The sequence below is a fragment of the Azospirillum cavernae genome (assembly GCF_003590795.1).
Lineage (GTDB): Bacteria > Pseudomonadota > Alphaproteobacteria > Azospirillales > Azospirillaceae > Azospirillum > Azospirillum cavernae.
Window position 1 is genome coordinate 809670 of sequence record NZ_QYUL01000002.1, and the last position, 17836, is coordinate 827505.

The 17836-nt window shown below is 66.1% G+C and carries 15 protein-coding genes; 10 read left to right on the top strand and 5 right to left on the bottom strand.

The window, feature by feature from the left end:
• Positions 1-3: 3 nt before the first annotated feature.
• From mnmG to D3877_RS15090, 4 genes are read left to right on the top strand one after another with little or no spacing between them, the layout of a single operon-like run.
• Entirely contained in the window at positions 4-1896 is a 1893-nt protein-coding gene (mnmG, locus tag D3877_RS15075; RefSeq protein WP_274379639.1) for a tRNA uridine-5-carboxymethylaminomethyl(34) synthesis enzyme MnmG, read from the top strand.
• Complete coding sequence (rsmG, locus tag D3877_RS15080; RefSeq protein WP_119831572.1) at positions 1896-2525, top strand: 16S rRNA (guanine(527)-N(7))-methyltransferase RsmG; 630 nt, start codon at positions 1896-1898, stop codon at positions 2523-2525. The genes mnmG and rsmG overlap by 1 nt, the downstream gene beginning before the upstream one ends.
• A gap of 52 nt (positions 2526-2577) precedes the next feature.
• On the top strand, positions 2578-3375 hold the full coding sequence (locus tag D3877_RS15085) for a ParA family protein (protein WP_119831573.1): 798 nt from the start codon (positions 2578-2580) through the stop codon (positions 3373-3375).
• Entirely contained in the window at positions 3372-4292 is a 921-nt protein-coding gene (locus D3877_RS15090) for a ParB/RepB/Spo0J family partition protein (RefSeq protein ID WP_119831574.1), read from the top strand. Before D3877_RS15085 ends, D3877_RS15090 begins: the two co-directional genes overlap by 4 nt.
• A gap of 24 nt (positions 4293-4316) precedes the next feature.
• Here D3877_RS15090 and D3877_RS15095 read toward each other — a convergent pair whose 3' ends face one another.
• The 5 genes from D3877_RS15095 to D3877_RS15115 are packed head-to-tail and all read right to left on the bottom strand — an operon-like array spanning position 4317 to position 8618.
• Positions 4317-4826 (bottom strand): dihydrofolate reductase, encoded by a 510-nt coding sequence (locus D3877_RS15095; RefSeq protein WP_119831575.1) that lies wholly within the window; start codon positions 4824-4826, stop codon positions 4317-4319.
• A gap of 20 nt (positions 4827-4846) precedes the next feature.
• On the bottom strand, positions 4847-6028 hold the full coding sequence (gene hemW, locus D3877_RS15100) for a radical SAM family heme chaperone HemW (protein WP_420796900.1): 1182 nt from the start codon (positions 6026-6028) through the stop codon (positions 4847-4849).
• Positions 6016-6615, bottom strand: coding sequence for an RdgB/HAM1 family non-canonical purine NTP pyrophosphatase (gene rdgB / locus D3877_RS15105; RefSeq protein WP_119832467.1), 600 nt, complete (start codon positions 6613-6615; stop codon positions 6016-6018). The genes hemW and rdgB overlap by 13 nt, the downstream gene beginning before the upstream one ends.
• 11 nt (positions 6616-6626) lie before the next feature.
• Positions 6627-7346, bottom strand: coding sequence for a ribonuclease PH (gene rph / locus D3877_RS15110; RefSeq protein WP_119832468.1), 720 nt, complete (start codon positions 7344-7346; stop codon positions 6627-6629).
• Positions 7347-7385: 39 nt separating this feature from the next.
• On the bottom strand, positions 7386-8618 hold the full coding sequence (locus D3877_RS15115; protein ID WP_199720815.1) for an MFS transporter: 1233 nt from the start codon (positions 8616-8618) through the stop codon (positions 7386-7388).
• 395 nt (positions 8619-9013) lie between these two features.
• Here D3877_RS15115 and D3877_RS15120 point away from each other — a divergent pair, with 395 nt between their 5' ends.
• The 6 genes from D3877_RS15120 (at position 9014) to pstB (ending at position 17836) form a co-directional block, all read left to right on the top strand.
• Positions 9014-11278, top strand: a complete 2265-nt coding sequence (locus D3877_RS15120; protein WP_119831577.1) for an NADP-dependent malic enzyme — start codon at positions 9014-9016, stop codon at positions 11276-11278.
• A gap of 175 nt (positions 11279-11453) precedes the next feature.
• Positions 11454-12971 (top strand): ATP-binding protein, encoded by a 1518-nt coding sequence (locus D3877_RS15125; protein WP_119831578.1) that lies wholly within the window; start codon positions 11454-11456, stop codon positions 12969-12971.
• A gap of 225 nt (positions 12972-13196) precedes the next feature.
• The gene (locus tag D3877_RS15130) at positions 13197-14249 is read left to right on the top strand and encodes a PstS family phosphate ABC transporter substrate-binding protein (RefSeq protein WP_119831579.1); all 1053 of its coding nucleotides are present in this window, start codon (positions 13197-13199) and stop codon (positions 14247-14249) included.
• Between the two features lie 91 nt (positions 14250-14340).
• Positions 14341-15723 carry a phosphate ABC transporter permease subunit PstC gene (pstC, locus tag D3877_RS15135; RefSeq protein WP_119831580.1) on the top strand — a complete coding sequence of 461 codons (1383 nt, stop codon included), beginning with the start codon at positions 14341-14343 and terminating at the stop codon, positions 15721-15723.
• Positions 15724-15748: 25 nt separating this feature from the next.
• The gene (gene pstA / locus D3877_RS15140) at positions 15749-17014 is read left to right on the top strand and encodes a phosphate ABC transporter permease PstA (protein WP_238474900.1); all 1266 of its coding nucleotides are present in this window, start codon (positions 15749-15751) and stop codon (positions 17012-17014) included.
• Between the two features lie 3 nt (positions 17015-17017).
• Entirely contained in the window at positions 17018-17836 is an 819-nt protein-coding gene (gene pstB, locus D3877_RS15145; protein ID WP_119831582.1) for a phosphate ABC transporter ATP-binding protein PstB, read from the top strand.

The window sequence follows — 17836 nt, forward strand, 5'->3', positions numbered from 1 at the left end:
CCCATCGCTTCGGGTATGGTCCCGGCCATGCAAAGCTTTGATGTCATCGTTGTCGGCGGCGGTCACGCCGGCTGTGAAGCGGCCGCGGCTGCGGCGCGCATGGGCGCGCGCACCCTGCTGCTGACCCACAAAATCGAAACCATCGGCGAGATGTCCTGCAACCCCGCCATCGGCGGCTTGGCCAAGGGGCATTTGGTGCGGGAGATTGACGCGCTCGACGGCGTGATGGCCAAGGCCATCGACCGGGGCGGCATCCAATTCCGCATCCTGAACCGCAGCAAGGGACCGGCGGTGCGCGGCCCGCGCGCCCAGGCTGATCGCAAGCTGTACCGGCAGGCGATGCAAAGCCTGCTGGCCGAACAGGCGAATTTGACCATCGCGGCGGGCGGGGCCGAGGATTTGATCGTTGATGGCGACGGTTGGATCACGGGCGTCGTCACCGGCGCGGGCGAGCGCATCGCCGCCGGGGCGGTGGTGCTGACCACCGGCACCTTCCTGCGCGGCCTGATCCACATTGGCGAGGAACGCACCCCGGCGGGCCGCGTCGGCGAAGCGCCGTCGCTGGGTCTGTCCGACACGTTGGCCCGCTTGGGCTTCCCGCTGGGCCGTTTGAAGACCGGCACGCCGCCGCGTTTGGATGGGCGCACCATTGATTGGGACGCGCTGGAAAAGCAGCCCGGCGATTTTCCGCCGCCGCCCTTCTCCTATCTGACCGAGCGGATCGACACGCCGCAGATCGACTGCGCCATCACCTGGACGACGCAGGCCGCGCATGATCTGATTCGCGCCAATCTGCACCGCGCGCCGATGTATTCCGGCCAGATCACCGGCACCGGCCCGCGCTATTGCCCGTCCATCGAGGACAAGGTGGTGCGCTTCGCCGACAAGGAGCGTCACCAGATATTCCTGGAGCCGGAGGGGCTGGACGATCCCACCGTTTACCCCAACGGCATTTCGACCTCCCTGCCCCGCGACGTCCAGCTTGGCATCTTGAAGTGCATGCCCGGTCTGGAACGCACGGTGATGATTCGCCCCGGCTACGCCATCGAGTATGATTACGTCGATCCGCGCGAGCTGAAGCCGACGCTGGAAACCCGGCGCGCCCCACGCCTGTTCCTGGCCGGTCAGATCAACGGCACCACCGGCTATGAAGAGGCGGCGGCGCAGGGTCTGATGGCGGGAATCAACGCCGCCCTGACGGCGAGCGGTTCGGCGGAGGGCTTCGTGCTTGACCGCGCCGACGCGTACATCGGCGTGTTGATCGACGATCTCATCGGGCGCGGCACCAACGAGCCATACCGCATGTTCACCTCGCGCGCCGAATACCGGCTGCTGCTGCGCGCCGACAACGCCGACCAGCGTTTGACCGCCAAGGGCGTCGCCATCGGCTGCGTCGGTTCCCACCGTCGCGACGTCTTCGCCGCCAAGAGCGACGCCTTGCAGGTCGGTCGCGCGCTGGTCAACGCGCTGCAAGCCACCCCGGTGGAACTGTTGCGCCAAGGCGTCGCCGTCAACCAGGACGGCGTGCGGCGCAGCGCGGCGGATCTGTTGCGCTACCCCGACATCGACCTGTCGGTGTTGACTCGGCTGTGGCCGGAGTTGGCCGAGATCGGCCCGGTGATCGCCGAGCAGTTGGAGATCGACGGCAAATACGCTGGTTATCTCGGACGGCAGGAGGCCGACATTCGCGCCTTCCGCAAAGACGAGGCGTTGGCCCTGCCCGAGGATCTCGACGTGGACGGCATCGGCAGCCTGTCGGCGGAAATCCGCCAAAAGTTGCGCCAGTCCCGCCCGGCGACCTTGGGCGCGGCGGCGCGGATTCCCGGCATGACCCCGGCGGCGCTGGTGTCCTTGCTGCGCCATGTGAAGCGGCGCGATTTGCAGGCGGCGGAATGATGGCCCAGCTCAACGCTTCAACCTTCGACGCGTCGGCCTTTCAAGAGGCCACGGGTGTTTCACGTGAAACACTCGACCGGCTCACCGCCTATGAAACAATGCTGCGCAAGTGGCAGCCGAAGATCAATCTGGTCGGCCCCTCCACCCTGCCCGATCTGTGGCGGCGGCACTTCTATGATTCGGCGCAGCTTCTGCCGCTGCTGCCGGATCCGGCCCGCGTTCTGGTCGATCTGGGCAGCGGCGCCGGTTTCCCCGGTCTGGTGCTGGCGATCCTGGGCGTGCACGAGGTTCATCTGATCGAAAGCGATTCGCGCAAGGCCGCCTTTCTCCGCGAAGCGGCGCGGGTGGCGGGCGCGGCTGTCACCGTTCACAACAAGCGAATTGAGGCGGTCAGCGGTCTTGCCGCCGACGTCGTCACCGCCCGCGCCTTGGCCCCGGTCGCCGATTTGCTGGCTTGGGCGGTTCCGCTGATGGGACCGCAGCGGGTTGGGCTGTTCCTGAAGGGGCAGGCTCTGGACGACGAATTGACCGCCGCCGCCAAAAGCTGGACAATGCGCGCCGAACGTTTTGACAGCCGCACCGATCCCACCGGAACCATTTTGCGTGTGAGCGGAATCGCGCGTGTCTGAGACCCGCGCGACTCCGCTCATCTCCTGTCCCGAGGCTTCCCAAGAGGCTGCCATGTCCGACGTCATCACTCCTCCCGCCCGCGTGGTCGCTGTCGCGAACCAGAAGGGTGGCGTTGGCAAGACGACGACGACCATCAATCTGGCCACCGCGCTCGCCGTCATCGGCAAGCGCGTGCTGGTCATCGACCTTGATCCGCAGGGCAACGCGTCCACCGGCTTGGGCATTCCGCGCTCCGACCGGCGGATCGGCATTTACGACGTGCTGTTCGACAATGTGCCGTTGGAAGACGCCGCCATCGAATCCGCCGTGCCGAACCTGTCGATCATCACCTCCTCGGTTGATCTGTCGGGCGCGGAGATTGAGTTGGTCGGGGCCGAGCGCCGCGAGTTCCGCCTGCGCGAGGCGGTGGCCAACAGCGCGCTTGAGTATGATTACGTGCTGATTGATTGCCCCCCGGCGTTGGGCTTGCTGACGCTGAACGCGCTGGTCGCCTCGCACGCGGTCATGGTGCCGTTGCAGTGCGAGTTCTACGCGCTTGAGGGTCTCAGCCATCTGGTCCGCACCATCGAGCGGGTGAAGCGCGCTTTCAACCCCAACCTCGACATTCACGGGGTGGTGCTGACCATGTTCGACAAGCGCAACAATCTGTCCGACATGGTCGCCGCCGACGTCCGGGGCTTCTTCGGCGAAAAGGTTTACGACACGGTGATCCCGCGCAACGTCAAGGTTTCCGAGGCGCCGTCGCACGGCAAGCCGGTGCTGATCTACGACATGCGTTGCCCAGGATCGCAGGCTTACATCCATTTGGCGGGCGAGGTGCTGCGCCGCGAAAAGAGGCTGTGCGCATGATCGACGACGCCAAGCGTATGGATGGTGGAGGGGCGCGCCGCGCCAGTCTCGGCCGTGGCCTGTCCGCCCTGTTTGGCGAGACGACGGAGGATTATTCGGCGCTCGACAAGGTGCGCCAGTCCAAACAGGTGCCCATCGAGTTCGTCCATCCCGGCAAATACCAGCCGCGCCGCAAGTTCGACGAGGAGGCTATCCAGGGCCTCGTCGAGTCGATCCGCGACAAGGGCATCTTGCAGCCCCTGCTGGTCCGCCGCGATCCCGAGACGGCGAACGCCTATGAGCTGATCGCCGGTGAACGCCGCTGGCGGGCGGCGCAGATCGTCGGTCTGCACGAGGTTCCGGTCATCATCCGCGATCTCAGCGACCGCGAGGCGCTGGAAATCGCCCTGATCGAGAACATCCAGCGCCAGGATCTGACCCCGCTGGAAGAGGCGGAGGGCTACCGCCGCCTGATGGACGAGTTCGACCACACGCAAGAGGATCTGGCCCGCGCCCTGGGCAAGAGCCGCAGCCACGTCGCCAACATGATGCGCCTGCTCGCCCTGCCCGATCCGGTCAAGAACATGGTGCAGGACGGCGCGCTGACCGCCGGTCACGCCCGCGCGCTGTTGACGGCGACCGATCCGGTTCTGGTGGCGCGCGAGGTGGTGGCGCGCGGCCTGAACGTGCGGCAAACCGAAGATTTGATGCGGGGCGACCAACCCAAGCCCCGCAAGGGCGAGGCCGGATCCGGCGGCGCGGCGAAGGCCCCGGCGGTCAAGGACGTCAATCTGCTCAATCTGGAAGAGGAAATTTCCGCCCGGATCGGGCTGAAGGTGGCGATCAACCCGCAAGGTCAACGCGGAACCATCACCATCCATTACCAGACGCTCGACCAGTTGGACGACGTGCTGCACCGGCTGGGCGGCGAGGCGTAAGGCTTTTGGGGGCGTGGCGGGGACTTAACCCTCGCCAAGGCCCGACGTCACCCGCTCGCAATCGACATACTGAAACCGCAGGCCGTTTTCCTCCTGCGGCGGGCTGGACCAGCGCTCGACCCAGTCATCCCCCAGCGGCGGCAAAATGGTGTCGCCGTCGATAGTGTGGTCGATGCGGGTCAAGTGGATGCGGGTGGCCAGCGGCATGATGTCGGCAAACAGAGCGGCCCCGCCGATGACGCACAGTTCCGCCGCGCTCGTCTTGCGCGCCCAATCCAGCGCCCCGGTGTAATCGCGGAACCAATGAGCGCCGTCGCGCGGTCCTGTTGGTTGCGTTCGGCTGACGACCAGATTGTCGCGACCGGGCAACGGCCGGCGGGGCAACGAGTTCCAGGTCTTGCGGCCCATCAGGATGGGCTTACCGAGCGTCAACTCTTTGAAGCGCTTGAGGTCGCTGGGCAAATCCCAAGGCAAGCCGCCGTCTTTGCCGATCACGCCGTTCGCGGCGGCGGCGACCACCAGGGTGATGCGCATGGGCAGCGTGTTCCTTTTTCTCAGGCCAGCAAGGCCGCCAACACCGCGTTCAGCCTTTGCCGTCCCTCATGGGTGGCGCGCAAACGGTCCTTCTCGACCGTCAAAAACCCGCCGTCGGTCAGCCGTTTCAGGGCCGCTGGATCAATGAAGGCCCCCAGATCCAGGCCGGATTCCTCGACCAGACGGGCGAGCGGAACGCCTTCGGTCAGCCGCAGCCCCATCATCAACAGCTCGGCGCCGCGCGCCCGGCGGTCGATGGGATCGGGCGTCGCCGCGCCGTGGCCATCGCGTTCCACCCGCTCCAGCCAGATTTCCGGGGCGCGGTGGGCGCGGGTCGCGACTTTCTCACCATCCAGGGTCAAGCGCCCATGCGCGCCCGGTCCGACGCCGATGTAATCGCCATAACGCCAATAGGTCAGATTGTGGCGGCTTTCCTCGCCGGGGCGGGCGTGGTTGGAAATCTCATAGGCCGGAAGCCCGGCGCGGGTCAGCAGGCTTTGCGTGGCCTCATAGAGGTCGCCAGCGAGATCCTCGTCCGGCAACACCAGATCGCCGCGCGCGTGCAGGGGGAAAAAGGCCGTCCCCTCCTCGATCGTCAACTGATAGACCGACAGATGACCGACGGCGTGGTCGAGCGCTTGCGTCAACTCGGCCTCCCACGCGGCGACGCTCTGGCCGGGGCGGGCGTAAATCAGGTCGAAGGAAAAGCGGTCAAAGATCGTCGCGGCCAGCGTGATGGCTCCGGTGGCCTCCGACGCGCTGTGCTGGCGACCGAGAAAGCGCAGGGCGTTGTCATCCAACGCCTGGATGCCCAGCGACACCCGGTTGATTCCGGCGCTGCGGAAGGCGCGGAACTTGTCGGCCTCGACCGAGGTCGGGTTCGCCTCCAGCGTGATTTCCAGACCGTCGGCGACCGGCCAGCGTTCGGCGATGCGGTCGATCACCGCGCCGACCGTCGCCGGTTCCATCAAGGACGGCGTGCCGCCGCCGAAAAACACCGAGGTGACGCGGCGTCCGGCGGTCTGGTCGGCGTAATGGTCCAGCTCCCGCAACAGACCCGCCCGCCAGCGGTCGTGATCGACCCGCTCGCGGACATGGCTGTTGAAGTCGCAATAGGGGCATTTCGACTTGCAGAAAGGCCAATGGACATAAATGGCGAAGCCAGGGGCCGCGAAGCCCGGATCTTGGCTCACTGGAAGCAACGCTCCACCAACTGGGCGAAGGCGTCGGCGCGGTGGCTCATCTCGTGCTTTTCCGTCGGGTCCATCTCGCCGAAGGTGATGGCGTAGCCGTTGGGGCGGAACATCGGGTCATAGCCGAAGCCATGCTCGCCCTGCGGCGGCCACACCAGCGTGCCGTAACAACGGCCTTCCACCGTTTCGACATGGCCGTCGGGCCAGGCGAGCGACAGGGCGCAGACGAAATAGGCCGAACGGTCGGTCTTGCCCGCCAACCCCTCCTCCACCTTGGCCATGGCGAGGGCGAAATCCTTCTCCGGCCCGGCCCAGCGGGCGGAATAGATGCCGGGATCGCCGTTCAGCGCCGGAACCACCAGCCCGCTGTCGTCGGCCAGCGCGATGTGACCGGCGGACGCCGCCGCCCGCGCCTTCAATTCGGCGTTGGCGACGAAACTGTCGCCGGTCTCCTCCGGTTCCGGCAGGCCAAGCGCCCCCGCCGTGGTGAAATGCGCCGCATAGGGGGCGAGAAGCTCGGCGATTTCGCGAACCTTGCCCGAATTGTGGCTGGCGATCACCAGGGTGTCGCCGGTGAAGCGGCGGGGTGCGCTCATGGTCATTGCCCTTACTTGACGCCCAAAACGGATTTTTGCAGCGCCACCAGCTCGTCCACGCCCTTGCGGGCGAGCGCCAGCAGCTCCAGGAATTGCGGTTCGGAGAAGGGGGCTTCCTCGGCGGTGCCCTGGATTTCGACGATGCCGCCCTTGCCGGTCAGGACGAAATTCGCGTCGGCCTGGGCGTTGGAATCCTCGGGGTAATCCAGATCGAGGACGGCGTTCCCCTTGTAGAGGCCGCAGGACACGGCGGCGACCTGATCGGTCAACGGCATGGTCTTCAGCGCGCCGATGTCGATCAGATGCTGAAAGGCCAGATGCAGGGCGACGTAACTGCCGGTGATGGCGGCGGTGCGGGTGCCGCCGTCGGCCTGGATGACGTCGCAGTCGATCTTGATCTGCTTTTCGCCCATCGCTGCGCGGTTGGTGACGGCGCGGAGCGCGCGACCGATCAAGCGCTGAATCTCTTGCGTGCGGCCCGACTGCTTGCCCTTGGCGGCTTCACGGTCGGTGCGGCTGTGGGTGGAGCGCGGCAGCATGCCGTATTCCGCCGTGACCCAGCCGAGGCCCGTGTTCTTCAGAAAGCGCGGCACCGTCTCGTCCACGCTGGCCGTGCACAGCACATGCGTGTTGCCGAAGCGCACCATGCAGGACCCTTCGGCGTATTTGCTGAAGCCGGGTTCGAGCGAGACGGTGCGCAGTTGATCGAGGGCGCGGCCTGAGGGGCGCATGGGCATCATCCAAACGGTCGGTTGTCAAGTGGCCGCAAGCTACCGACTCCGCCCCACCGCGTCCAGCGCCGCAACGGCGGGGCGGGAGGCGCGTTCCAGCCACAGGGTCAGCAGCGGCACGGCGAGGCCGATCCCGATCGACACCGTGGCCATCAGCGGAACATGGACCAGCGCGCCATCCGCCGCGTTTTCCAGGATGTGGGCGGACAGAAAGGCGCCAAAGGCCGAACTCATGTGCTGCACGGCGGAGACGAGCGCCATGAACCCGGCGCGCTCCGCCGGGTCGGGAACGCGCGACAGGGCGGTGCCGTTGGCGACCATGCGGATGCCGATGAACATCATGAACAGCGGGAACACCGCCAGCACCGGCATCCAGGCCGGGTAATTGACGAAGGCGACGTAGATGACCGCCGTCAGACCAACCGTCCCCGCCAACGTCACCGGCGACGCCCCCACCCGGTCCACCAGCCGCCCGGCCCAGCGCGTGGTGAGGAAGCTCAAAGAACCGCCGATCAAATAGAACAGTCCCAGATGCTCGCGCGGAAAGCCCAGATTGCCCTGCACATAGGAGGCGATGTTGGGAATAATCATGAATTGCTGGATCTGGATCAAAGCCACGGTGGCGTAAGCCAGCCACGTCTTGCGTCGGGTCAACAGCGCGGTGAAGCGCACCCAGGCGCCGGGGCCGGTCTCGCTGGTCAGATGGCCGCGCTGCGGCGGCAGAATGGCGAGCGCGATGGCGGCGACGACCAGCCCGGCGGCGGCGACGGCGAAGAAGGGCAACCGCCAGCCGCCCAGCCGCGCCAGCTCCAACCCCACCGGAACCCCGGCGATGGCGGCCAGCGAGAAGGATGACATGACGATGCCGGTCGCCTGCCCGCGCCGCTCCGCCGCCACGCTGTCGCTGACCACGGCGATGGCGATGGCGACCGCCGGGCCGCCGAACAGCCCGGCCAGCACGCGGGCGGCCAGCAGCGAGGGCAGATCCCACGCGAACCCGCCGAGCGCGGTGGAGATCACCAGCCCGGCCATCGCCACGGCCAGAGCCTTGCGCCGGTCAAAGCGGTCGAGAAACAGCGAACCAAGCAGCCCGGCGACGCTGGCCGCCGCCGTGTAGCTGCCGCCAATGTAGCCGATGTGGGCGACCGGAATGTCGAGCGCCTTGGCGAAATCGGGGCCGAGCGGCATCACCATCATGAAATCCAGGATGTTGATGAACTGCACCGCCGCGATGACCAGCGTGAGGCGGCGTTCCTGCGGGGTCAGGGACAAGCGGATGGCTCCGACGGAATGGGAAGGGAAGAGACGTGAACGCACTGTAGACACGCTTTGCGCTCCCGCCAAATCGCGGCGGCCATGCGGGAAACGATTGCCCCCTCCCCGGCCCTCCCCCGCTTCGCGGGAGAGGGAGGCTGGAGCTTTGTCAAGGCGCGGTGGAATCGGACGGCCCGCGTGCGGCTTGTTGCCGCTTCATGACGGGTTATGTCGCGGACGGCTCTTTTTTCGCATCTTTCGTGCGAGAAACCACAAAGCGGGCTTGGCGAGGCCGCCATGGGGAGGCTAACATCGCAACCCCACCGTCGGCAGCGAGACCCACCGGGACACAACCGCAGCAGGCCCAACGACGACCGACGGGCATCAGCTCTCCGTTGAGGAACACGACACCCATGTCTGACAACAAGCGCGTCACCGACGAAGAAGCCCTGCTGCTGCATTCCAGCGGGCGGCCCGGCAAACTGGAGATCACGCCGACCAAGCCGTTGACGACGCAGCGCGATCTTGCGCTGGCCTATTCGCCCGGCGTGGCGGTTCCCTGCCTGCGCATCGCCGAGGATCCCTCGCTGGCCTATGACTACACGGCCAAGGGCAATCTGGTCGCCATCATCTCCAACGGCACGGCGGTGCTTGGCCTGGGCGATCTGGGCGCGCTGGCGGGCAAGCCGGTGATGGAAGGCAAGGCGGTGCTGTTCAAGCGCTTCGCCGACGTGGATGGCATCGATCTGGAGGTCGACACCCGCGACGTGGACGAGTTCGTCAATTGCGTGCGCTTCCTCGGCCCGACCTTCGGCGGCATCAATCTGGAAGACATCAAGGCGCCCGACTGCTTCATCATCGAAGAACGGCTGCGCGAGCTGCTCGACATTCCGGTGTTCCACGATGACCAGCATGGCACGGCGATCATCGCCGCCGCCGGTCTCATCAACGCCTGCGACATCACCGGGCGGAACCTCAAAGACATCAAGATGGTGGTGAACGGGGCCGGCGCGGCGGGCATCGCCTGCGCCGAGCTGTTCTGCACCGTCGGTGTTTCACGTGAAAACATCACGCTGTGCGACACCAAGGGCGTCGTCTATCGCGGCCGCACTGACGGCATGAACCAGTGGAAATCGGCCTTCGCCACCGACACCGACCGCCGCACGCTGGTTGAGGCGGTGGCTGGGGCCGACGTCTTCGTCGGTCTGTCGGCCAAGGGGGCGATGACGCAAGAGATGGTCAAGTCGATGGCCCCCAAGCCGATCATCTTCGCGCTGGCCAACCCCGACCCGGAAATCACCCCGGAAGAGGTCAAGGCGGTGCGCGGCGACGCCATCGTCGCCACGGGGCGGTCGGACTACCCCAACCAGGTCAACAACGTCCTGGGCTTCCCCTATCTGTTCCGGGGCGCGCTCGACGTGCGGGCGACCACGATCAACGAGACGATGAAGGTCGCCGCCGCCAAGGCCATCGCCGCCCTGGCGCGGGAGGACGTGCCGGACGAGGTGGACGCCGCCTATTCGGGCCGTCGCCTGCGCTATGGCCCGGAATACATCATCCCGGTGCCCTTCGATCCGCGCCTGATCGTCACCATCCCCGCCGCCGTGGCGCAAGCCGCGATGGAGTCCGGGGTGGCGCGCAAGCCCATCGTCGATCTGTCGGCCTACCGCCACACCCTGCGCACCCGCCTGGATCCGACGGCGGACAGCCTGGAGCTGATTCTGGAAAAGGTGCGGACCAACCCGCGCCGCGTCGTCTTCGCCGAGGGCGAGGAGGAGCGGACGATCCGCGCCGCCATGTCCTTCCGCAGCGCGGGCTATGGCACGCCGGTGCTGATCGGTCGCGAAGAGGTCATCAAGGAGCAGTTGGCGGCCATGGGCCAGCCGAATGTGACCTTTGAAATCCACAACGCCCGCCTGTCCGACGCCAACCGCCGTTACAGCGACCATCTGTACCGGCGCCTGCAACGCAAGGGCGCCCTGCTGCGCGATTGCCAGCGGATGGTGAATCAGGACCGCAACGTCTTCGCCGCCTGCATGGTGGCGCAGGGCGACGCCCACGCCATGGTGACGGGCCTGACCCGCAGCTTTGGCGTGGCGTTTGAAGAGGTGCGCCGCGTCATCGACGCCAAGGCGAGCGAGCCGGTGTTTGGCCTGCATCTGTTCATCACCCGCAACCGCACCGTCTTCATCGCCGACACCACGGTGCATGTCCGTCCCGACGGGGCGACACTGGCCGACATCGCCGTCGGCGCCGCCGCCAAGGCCCGGCAGATGGGGCATGAGCCGCGCGTGGCGCTGCTGTCCTTCTCCAACTTCGGGCAGACGCCGCACCCCAACACCGACCCGATCCGCGAGGCGCTGGCCATCCTCGACAGCCGCCGAGTCGATTTCGAGTATGACGGCGAAATGTCCGCCGACGTCGCGCTGGATTACCAGTTGATGAAGCGGGTTTACCCGTTCTCGCGGCTGAACGGTCCGGCCAACGTGCTGATTATGCCGGGCCTGCATTCGGCAAACATCTCGGCCAAGCTGTTGAGCAAGATGGCGAGCGGCCAGATGATCGGCCCGTTGCTGATTGGTTTGGACAAGCCCGCCCAGATCGTCAGCATGGGGTCGTCGGTCAACGACATCGTCACCGCCGCCGCGTTGGCGGCGCATGATTCGCTGCCCTGGTAAACGCTGCCCTGGTAAGAGGGCGCCGTGGCGCGCTCCACCACGATCCTTCGGGATTGTGGGGGAGCGCACGCCAGCGTGTGCGGTGCGAGTGAATCTTTTGTGACCATCGCGCAAGAGACACAGTCCTGGTGTAAAACGGCGCATCGTTTGTCCCTTCCACCATTCCGGTGCCGCCATGCGCCTCAAGGCGATGCCGCCCTTCCGATTGATGATCGCCGTTGGCCTGATGCTGACGCCGCTGCTGGTGGCCGTGGCGCTGGCGGTCCGGTCCGAAGCCTTGGGGCCTGGTTTGGCCGCTTTGGTTGGTTTGCTGCCCCTGCTGGGCGCGGCCTTGGCCTTACGGATCCACCAGCGCGAGGCCGCCGCTGTGGCCGATTACGCCACCCGGCTGAGCGACGCGGGAAGTCCGACGCCTCCGGCGGGAAACCCGGTGGCGCTGGGGGGGCTGGTCGCGGCGGTCGCCCGGTTGCACCGCGCCGCCGCCCGGCGGACGGAAAGCGTTCAGGCTCAATTGGACGCCAACGACTCGATTCTTGACGCGTTGCACGACCCGCTGGTGGTGATGGACGCCTCCCGGCAGGTGGCGCGCGCCAATTTGGCGGCGCGGGACCTGTTCGGCGACAAGGTGTTGGGCCGCGATCTGGCCTCCACCCTGCGCAACCCGCATGTGCTGGAGGCGGTGGACGCCGTGCTGCGCGGCGGGGCGACGCGGGTCATCGAATTCACCCTGCCGGTGCCGGTCGAACGAACCTTTGAAGCGCAGGTGAAGCCCTTTCAACGCAGCCTGCCCGCCGTCGATCCGCTGCCGGATCCCGTCGATGGCGTTGTCACATCGCCGTCGCCGCCGCCGCAGATCGCCCGCATGGCCATTCTGGCGCTGCACGACGTCACCGCCGCCCGCCGGTCGGAACAGATGCGGGCGGACTTCATCGCCAACGCCAGCCATGAGTTGCGGACGCCGCTGTCCTCGCTGCTGGGCTTCATCGAGACGCTGCAAGGACCGGCGCGCGACGATCCCGACGCGCAGGAACGCTTTCTCGCCATCATGCACGATCAAGCCAGCCGGATGAGCCGTCTGGTCAACGATCTCCTGTCGCTGTCGCGCATCGAATTGGACGAGCATATGCCGCCCAACGGTCGAGTCGACGTGCTCGACGAGTTGGAAAACGTCATCGCCGCGCTGGAGATCAAGGCGGCGCAGCGGCGGATTCGACTGATCCTGGACGCGCCGGAAGGGTTGCCGCGCGTGGTCGGCGATGACGACCAGTTGACGCAAGTCTTCCAAAATCTGGTCAGCAACGCGATCAAATACACCCGTGAAAACAGTGACGTGACGGTCAGCGTCGCGCTGGTTGACGGTTCGGCGGTCGGTTTCGCCGGGCTTCCTGCCGTTGGCCGCCGGGCCGGGCGTACGGGCGCGGCGATGGTGTCGGTGTCGGTGCGCGACCAGGGCGACGGCATCGCCCGCACCCACCTGCCCCGTTTGACCGAACGCTTTTACCGGGTGGACGCGGCGCGCTCCCGCGCCATGGGCGGAACCGGGCTGGGGCTGGCCATCGTCAAACACATCCTGAACCGCCATCGCGGGCGCCTGACCATCGAAAGCGAGGTCGGGATCGGCAGCGCCTTCACCGTCTATCTTCCGGCGGCGGACGAATTGGCCGACGCGGCGGCCCGCCGCAAGGCGGGGTGAGCGGGCTTTTGCGCCGGTTGGGCGCGCCATCCGCCCGATCGGCGCAGTCCAGCCATCCGCCCCGGACACGACGTCATGAAACTGTCATAAATGCGTAATCATTGCGTCTCCCTCCCCGACTAAGGTCCGGCCAACCGCGATAGGGGTCTTCAGACCTGACGCGCAACGGGGCAAGGCCAGCGGGCCGCGCTCGCGAACCATCGGCTCAATTCGGAGGGTTTACCCGTGATCACCAGGAAGCACGTCTTCACCGCAGCGGCGGCTGTGGCTCTGACCGTCGCCGTCACCGGCGCCAGCACCTCCGCTCAAGCGCAGTCGCGCGACCAGATCCGCGCCGTCGGCTCGTCCACGGTGTTCCCCTTCACCACCGCCGTCGCCGAAGCCTTCGGCAAGGGTGGCAAGTTCAAGACCCCGGTCATCGAATCGACCGGCACCGGCGGCGGTTTGAAGCTGTTCTGCGCCGGCGTCGGCCCGGCCCATCCGGACATCGCCAACGCCTCGCGCCGCATCAAGAAGTCGGAAGTCGAGCAGTGCGCCGCCAACGGCGTCACGCAGATCACCGAACTGAAGATCGGCTATGACGGCATCGCGCTCGCCTATTCCAAGAAGGCCCCGGACGTCGCGATCAGCACCGCCGTGATCTGGAAGGCGCTGGCCAAGGAAGTTCCGGTCAACGGCAAGATGGTCGCCAACCCCTACAAGAAGTGGTCGGACATCGACGCCAAGCTGCCGAACGAAGAGATCGAAGTCATCGGCCCGCCCCCGACCTCGGGCACGCGCGACACCTTCAACGAGCTGGCCATGCTCGAAGGCTGCAAGAAGGTTCCCGAGGTCAAGACCTTGGTCGCCGACGAGAAGGCCCGTGAAAAGGCTTGCATGACCATCCGCGAAGACGGCGGTTATGTGGAAGCTGGCGAGAATGACAACCTGATCGTTCAGAAGCTGAACGCCAACCCAGGCGCCTTCGGCGTGTTCGGTTACAGCTACATCGACCAGAACCGCGACAAGCTGAAGGCCGCGAAGATGGACGGCGTCGAGCTGACCGCCGAGAACGTCGCCAGCGGCAAGTATGAGCTGTCGCGTCCGCTGTTCGTCTATGTCAAGAACGCGCACGCGGGCGTCATCCCCGGCATCCGCGAGTTCATCGCCGAATACACCGCCGAGCGTGCGGTCGGCGACGACGGCTATCTGGTCGACAAGGGCCTGATCCCCGAGCCGAAGGCGGCCCGCGAGGCGGCCCGCACCTCGGCGATCAACCTGACGCCGCTCCAGCTCTGATCCTTACGCGACGCGCGGACGGCGGCCCTTCACGGGGCCGCCGCTTCGCGCGTCGAAGTGGGCGTTTTGGCCCCCGACCCGGCGGTTCCGCATGCAAATCACTGTTCTTGTCCTCATCTTGGCCTTGCTCACCGTCTCCGGCTACCAGATGGGCCGGACGCGTGCGGCCGCCTCCGTCGGTGGCCGTCTCGTCGAGCTTCACTCGGTTCCGTCCTATCACGGCTTCTACGTCGCCCTGTGGGCCGGTCTGCCTGCGCTGTTCCTGTTCGTGCTGTGGACGGCCTCGGAAGGCTGGCTCATCATGCGCATGGTCATGTCGGCCCTGCCCGACCGGCTGAGCGGCGGCGACCCGCAGGTTTTGAACCTGCTGAAGGCCGACATCCTCAACATCGCCCACGGAATTTCCACCGGGCGCGACGTTGATCCGGCGGTGACGGCGGCGGCGGCCCATTACAACAGCCTGCGCGCGATCAGCGACTGGAGCCTGTTGGCCATCGGCGCCAGCTTGGCGGTGGTTGGACTGGCCTATGGCCGCCAGCACATCAGCCCGAACCTGCGCGCCCGCAACCGGGTCGAGCGGGTGGTCAGCATCGCGCTGGTGATCTGCTCGATGGTCGCCATTTTGACGACGGTCGGCATCGTCCTGTCGCTGCTGTTCGAGGCGCTGCGCTTCTTCACCATGGTTTCTCCCATCGACTTCCTGTTCGGCGTCCACTGGAGTCCCCAGATGGCGATGCGGGCGGATCAGGTCGGCTCCTCGGGATCCTTCGGCATCATCCCGCTTTTCTCCGGCACGCTGCTCATCACCGTCATCGCCATGGTCGTGGCGGTTCCGGTCGGGTTGATGTCGGCGATCTACATGTCGGAATACGCCAACCCGAATGTGCGGACCTGGCTGAAGCCGATCCTGGAAATTTTGGCGGGCATCCCGACGGTGGTCTACGGCTTCTTCGCCGCGCTGACCATGGCCCCCTTCGTCCGTTCGATTGGGCACGGGCTTGGCCTGGACGTCAGCTCTGAATCGGCGCTGTCGGCGGGCATCGTCATGGGCGTGATGATTATTCCCTTCGTCAGCTCGCTGTCGGACGACGTCATCAACGCGGTGCCGCAGTCGCTGCGCGATGGGTCTTACGGTTTGGGCGCGACCAAGTCGGAAACCATCCGTCAGGTCGTCATCCCCGCCGCTCTGCCCGGCATCGTCGCCGCCGTCATGCTGGCGGTCAGCCGCGCCATCGGTGAGACGATGATCGTGACCATGGCCTCGGGCCTGACCGCCAATCTGACGGCCAACCCGCTGGACGCCGTGACGACGGTGACGACGCAGATCGCCACGCTGCTGGTCGGCGACCAGGAGTTTGACAGCCCCAAGACGCTCTCGGCCTTCGGCCTTGGCCTTGTGCTGTTCCTCGTCACTCTCTCCCTCAACATGGTCGCCCTGCGGGTGGTCCAGAAGTATCGAGAGAAATATGACTGATCTCGTGCAACAGGATACGCGGGCCATGTCCGTCGCCGCTTCCAAATCCCATTACCAGAGCGAAGAGTTCGCTCGCCGCCTGCGCGGTCGCTACGCCGCCGAGCGCAATTTCAAGATCGCGGGCGTCGCCGCCTTGGCGCTGGCTTCGATGATGCTGGTGGTGCTGCTCACCTCCATCGTGTCGAAGGGCTACACCGCCTTCTGGCAGTCGCAGATCCGTCTTGAGGTGACGCTGGACAAGGCCCAGGTGGAGGAGCGGAACTTCACCGCCATCCTCCGTCAGGCGATCTACGCCCAGTTCCCGCAGATCACCGACCGCACCGGCAAGCGCACGCTGAACGAGCTTCTCTCGTCCGGCGCGCCCTATGAGCTGGAGGCGTTGGTCAAGCAGAACCCGGCCATCGTCGGCACGACGCAAACCATCTGGGTGCGGTCGGACGACGAAATCGACCAGTTCGTCAAAGGCTATTTCCCCCGCAACGCCCCGGAGGCCGAGCGCCGCCTGAACGACGCGAAGATCGCCGCGATTGACACGTTGGTCGCGCAAGGGTCGCTGGTCCAGTCCTTCAACACCACCCTGTTCAGCGCCGGCGACAGCCGCGAGGCCGAACAGGCGGGCATTTGGGGGGCCATCGTCGGCTCCATGCTGACGCTGCTGGTGACGATGGCGCTGTCGGTTCCCATCGGGGTCGCGGCGGCGGTCTATCTGGAAGAGTTCGCGCCCAAGAACAAATGGACCGACCTGATCGAGGTCAACATCAACAACCTCGCCGCCGTGCCGTCGATCATCTTCGGTCTGCTCGGTCTGGCGGTGTTCCTCGGCTTCTTCGGTCTGCCGCGTTCGGCCCCGGTGGTCGGCGGTCTGGTGATGGCGTTGATGACCCTGCCGGTCATCATCATCTCCGCCCGCGTCGCCCTGAAGTCGGTGCCGCCGTCGATCCGCGAAGCGGCGCTGGGCATCGGCGCCTCGCCGTTGCAGACGGTGACGCACCATGTGCTGCCGCTGGCGATGCCCGGCATTCTGACCGGCACCATCATCGGCATGGCCCGCGCCTTGGGCGAAACCGCGCCGTTGCTGATGATTGGCATGGTCGCCTTCATCGTCGACATCCCGCACGGCATGACCGACAGCGCGACTGTGTTGCCGGTGCAGATTTACATGTGGGCCGACAGCCCCGAGCGCGCCTTCACCGAACGCACCTCGGCGGCGATTATGGTCCTGCTGGGCTTCCTGATCGTGATGAACGGGTTGGCCGTTTTCCTGCGCAAGAAATTCGAGAGGCGGTGGTAAGCCATGAGCGTTCAGACCCAGATCCACACCAAGCCGCAATCCGCCGGGCGCACCGCTCAGGTCGTGCCGAACAAGATGATCGCCCGCGACGTCAAGGTGTTCTACGGGGCCAAGCAGGCGCTGAAGGGCATCAACGTCGAGATTCAGGAAAACAAGGTTCTGGCGTTGATCGGCCCGTCGGGCTGCGGCAAATCCACGTTCCTGCGTTGCCTGAACCGGATGAACGACACCATCGAGAACTGCCGGGTCGATGGCCTGATCGCGCTCGACGGCGAGGACATCTACGGCAAGAGCATCGACGCCGTGCAGCTCCGCGCCCGCGTCGGCATGGTGTTCCAAAAGCCGAACCCCTTCCCCAAGTCGATCTACGACAACATCGCCTATGGCCCGCGCATCCACGGCATGGCCACGGGTCGTGAAGAGTTGGACGAGGTCGTCGAGAAGTCGTTGCAGCGCGCCGGCCTGTGGAACGAGGTGAAGGACCGCCTGCGCGAACCGGGGACCGGCCTGTCGGGCGGTCAGCAGCAGCGTTTGTGCATCGCCCGCGCCATCGCCGTCAGCCCGGAAGTCATCCTGATGGACGAGCCGTGCTCGGCGCTCGATCCCATCGCGACGGCCCACATCGAAGAGTTGATCGACGAGCTGCGTGAGAATTTCACCATCGTCATCGTCACCCACAACATGCAGCAGGCGGCCCGCGTTTCCCAAAAGACCGCGTTCTTCCATCTGGGCGACATGGTGGAGTGCGACGACACCGAGGAAATCTTCACCAACCCGCGCGACGAGCGCACCCAGGGCTACATCACCGGCCGCTACGGTTGA

What these genes read in the sequence shown, in the direction of transcription:
- rsmG (WP_119831572.1), top strand. Translation starts at nt 1,896, where the DNA reads ATGGCCCAGCTCAACGCTTCAACCTTCGACGCGTCGGCCTTTCAAGAG.
- D3877_RS15085 (WP_119831573.1), top strand. Translation starts at nt 2,578, where the DNA reads ATGTCCGACGTCATCACTCCTCCCGCCCGCGTGGTCGCTGTCGCGAAC.
- D3877_RS15090 (WP_119831574.1), top strand. Translation starts at nt 3,372, where the DNA reads ATGATCGACGACGCCAAGCGTATGGATGGTGGAGGGGCGCGCCGCGCC.
- D3877_RS15095 (WP_119831575.1), bottom strand. Translation starts at nt 4,826, where the DNA reads ATGCGCATCACCCTGGTGGTCGCCGCCGCCGCGAACGGCGTGATCGGC.
- rdgB (WP_119832467.1), bottom strand. Translation starts at nt 6,615, where the DNA reads ATGAGCGCACCCCGCCGCTTCACCGGCGACACCCTGGTGATCGCCAGC.
- rph (WP_119832468.1), bottom strand. Translation starts at nt 7,346, where the DNA reads ATGCGCCCCTCAGGCCGCGCCCTCGATCAACTGCGCACCGTCTCGCTC.
- D3877_RS15120 (WP_119831577.1), top strand. Translation starts at nt 9,014, where the DNA reads ATGTCTGACAACAAGCGCGTCACCGACGAAGAAGCCCTGCTGCTGCAT.
- D3877_RS15125 (WP_119831578.1), top strand. Translation starts at nt 11,454, where the DNA reads ATGCGCCTCAAGGCGATGCCGCCCTTCCGATTGATGATCGCCGTTGGC.
- pstC (WP_119831580.1), top strand. Translation starts at nt 14,341, where the DNA reads ATGCAAATCACTGTTCTTGTCCTCATCTTGGCCTTGCTCACCGTCTCC.
- pstA (WP_238474900.1), top strand. Translation starts at nt 15,749, where the DNA reads ATGTCCGTCGCCGCTTCCAAATCCCATTACCAGAGCGAAGAGTTCGCT.
- pstB (WP_119831582.1), top strand. Translation starts at nt 17,018, where the DNA reads ATGAGCGTTCAGACCCAGATCCACACCAAGCCGCAATCCGCCGGGCGC.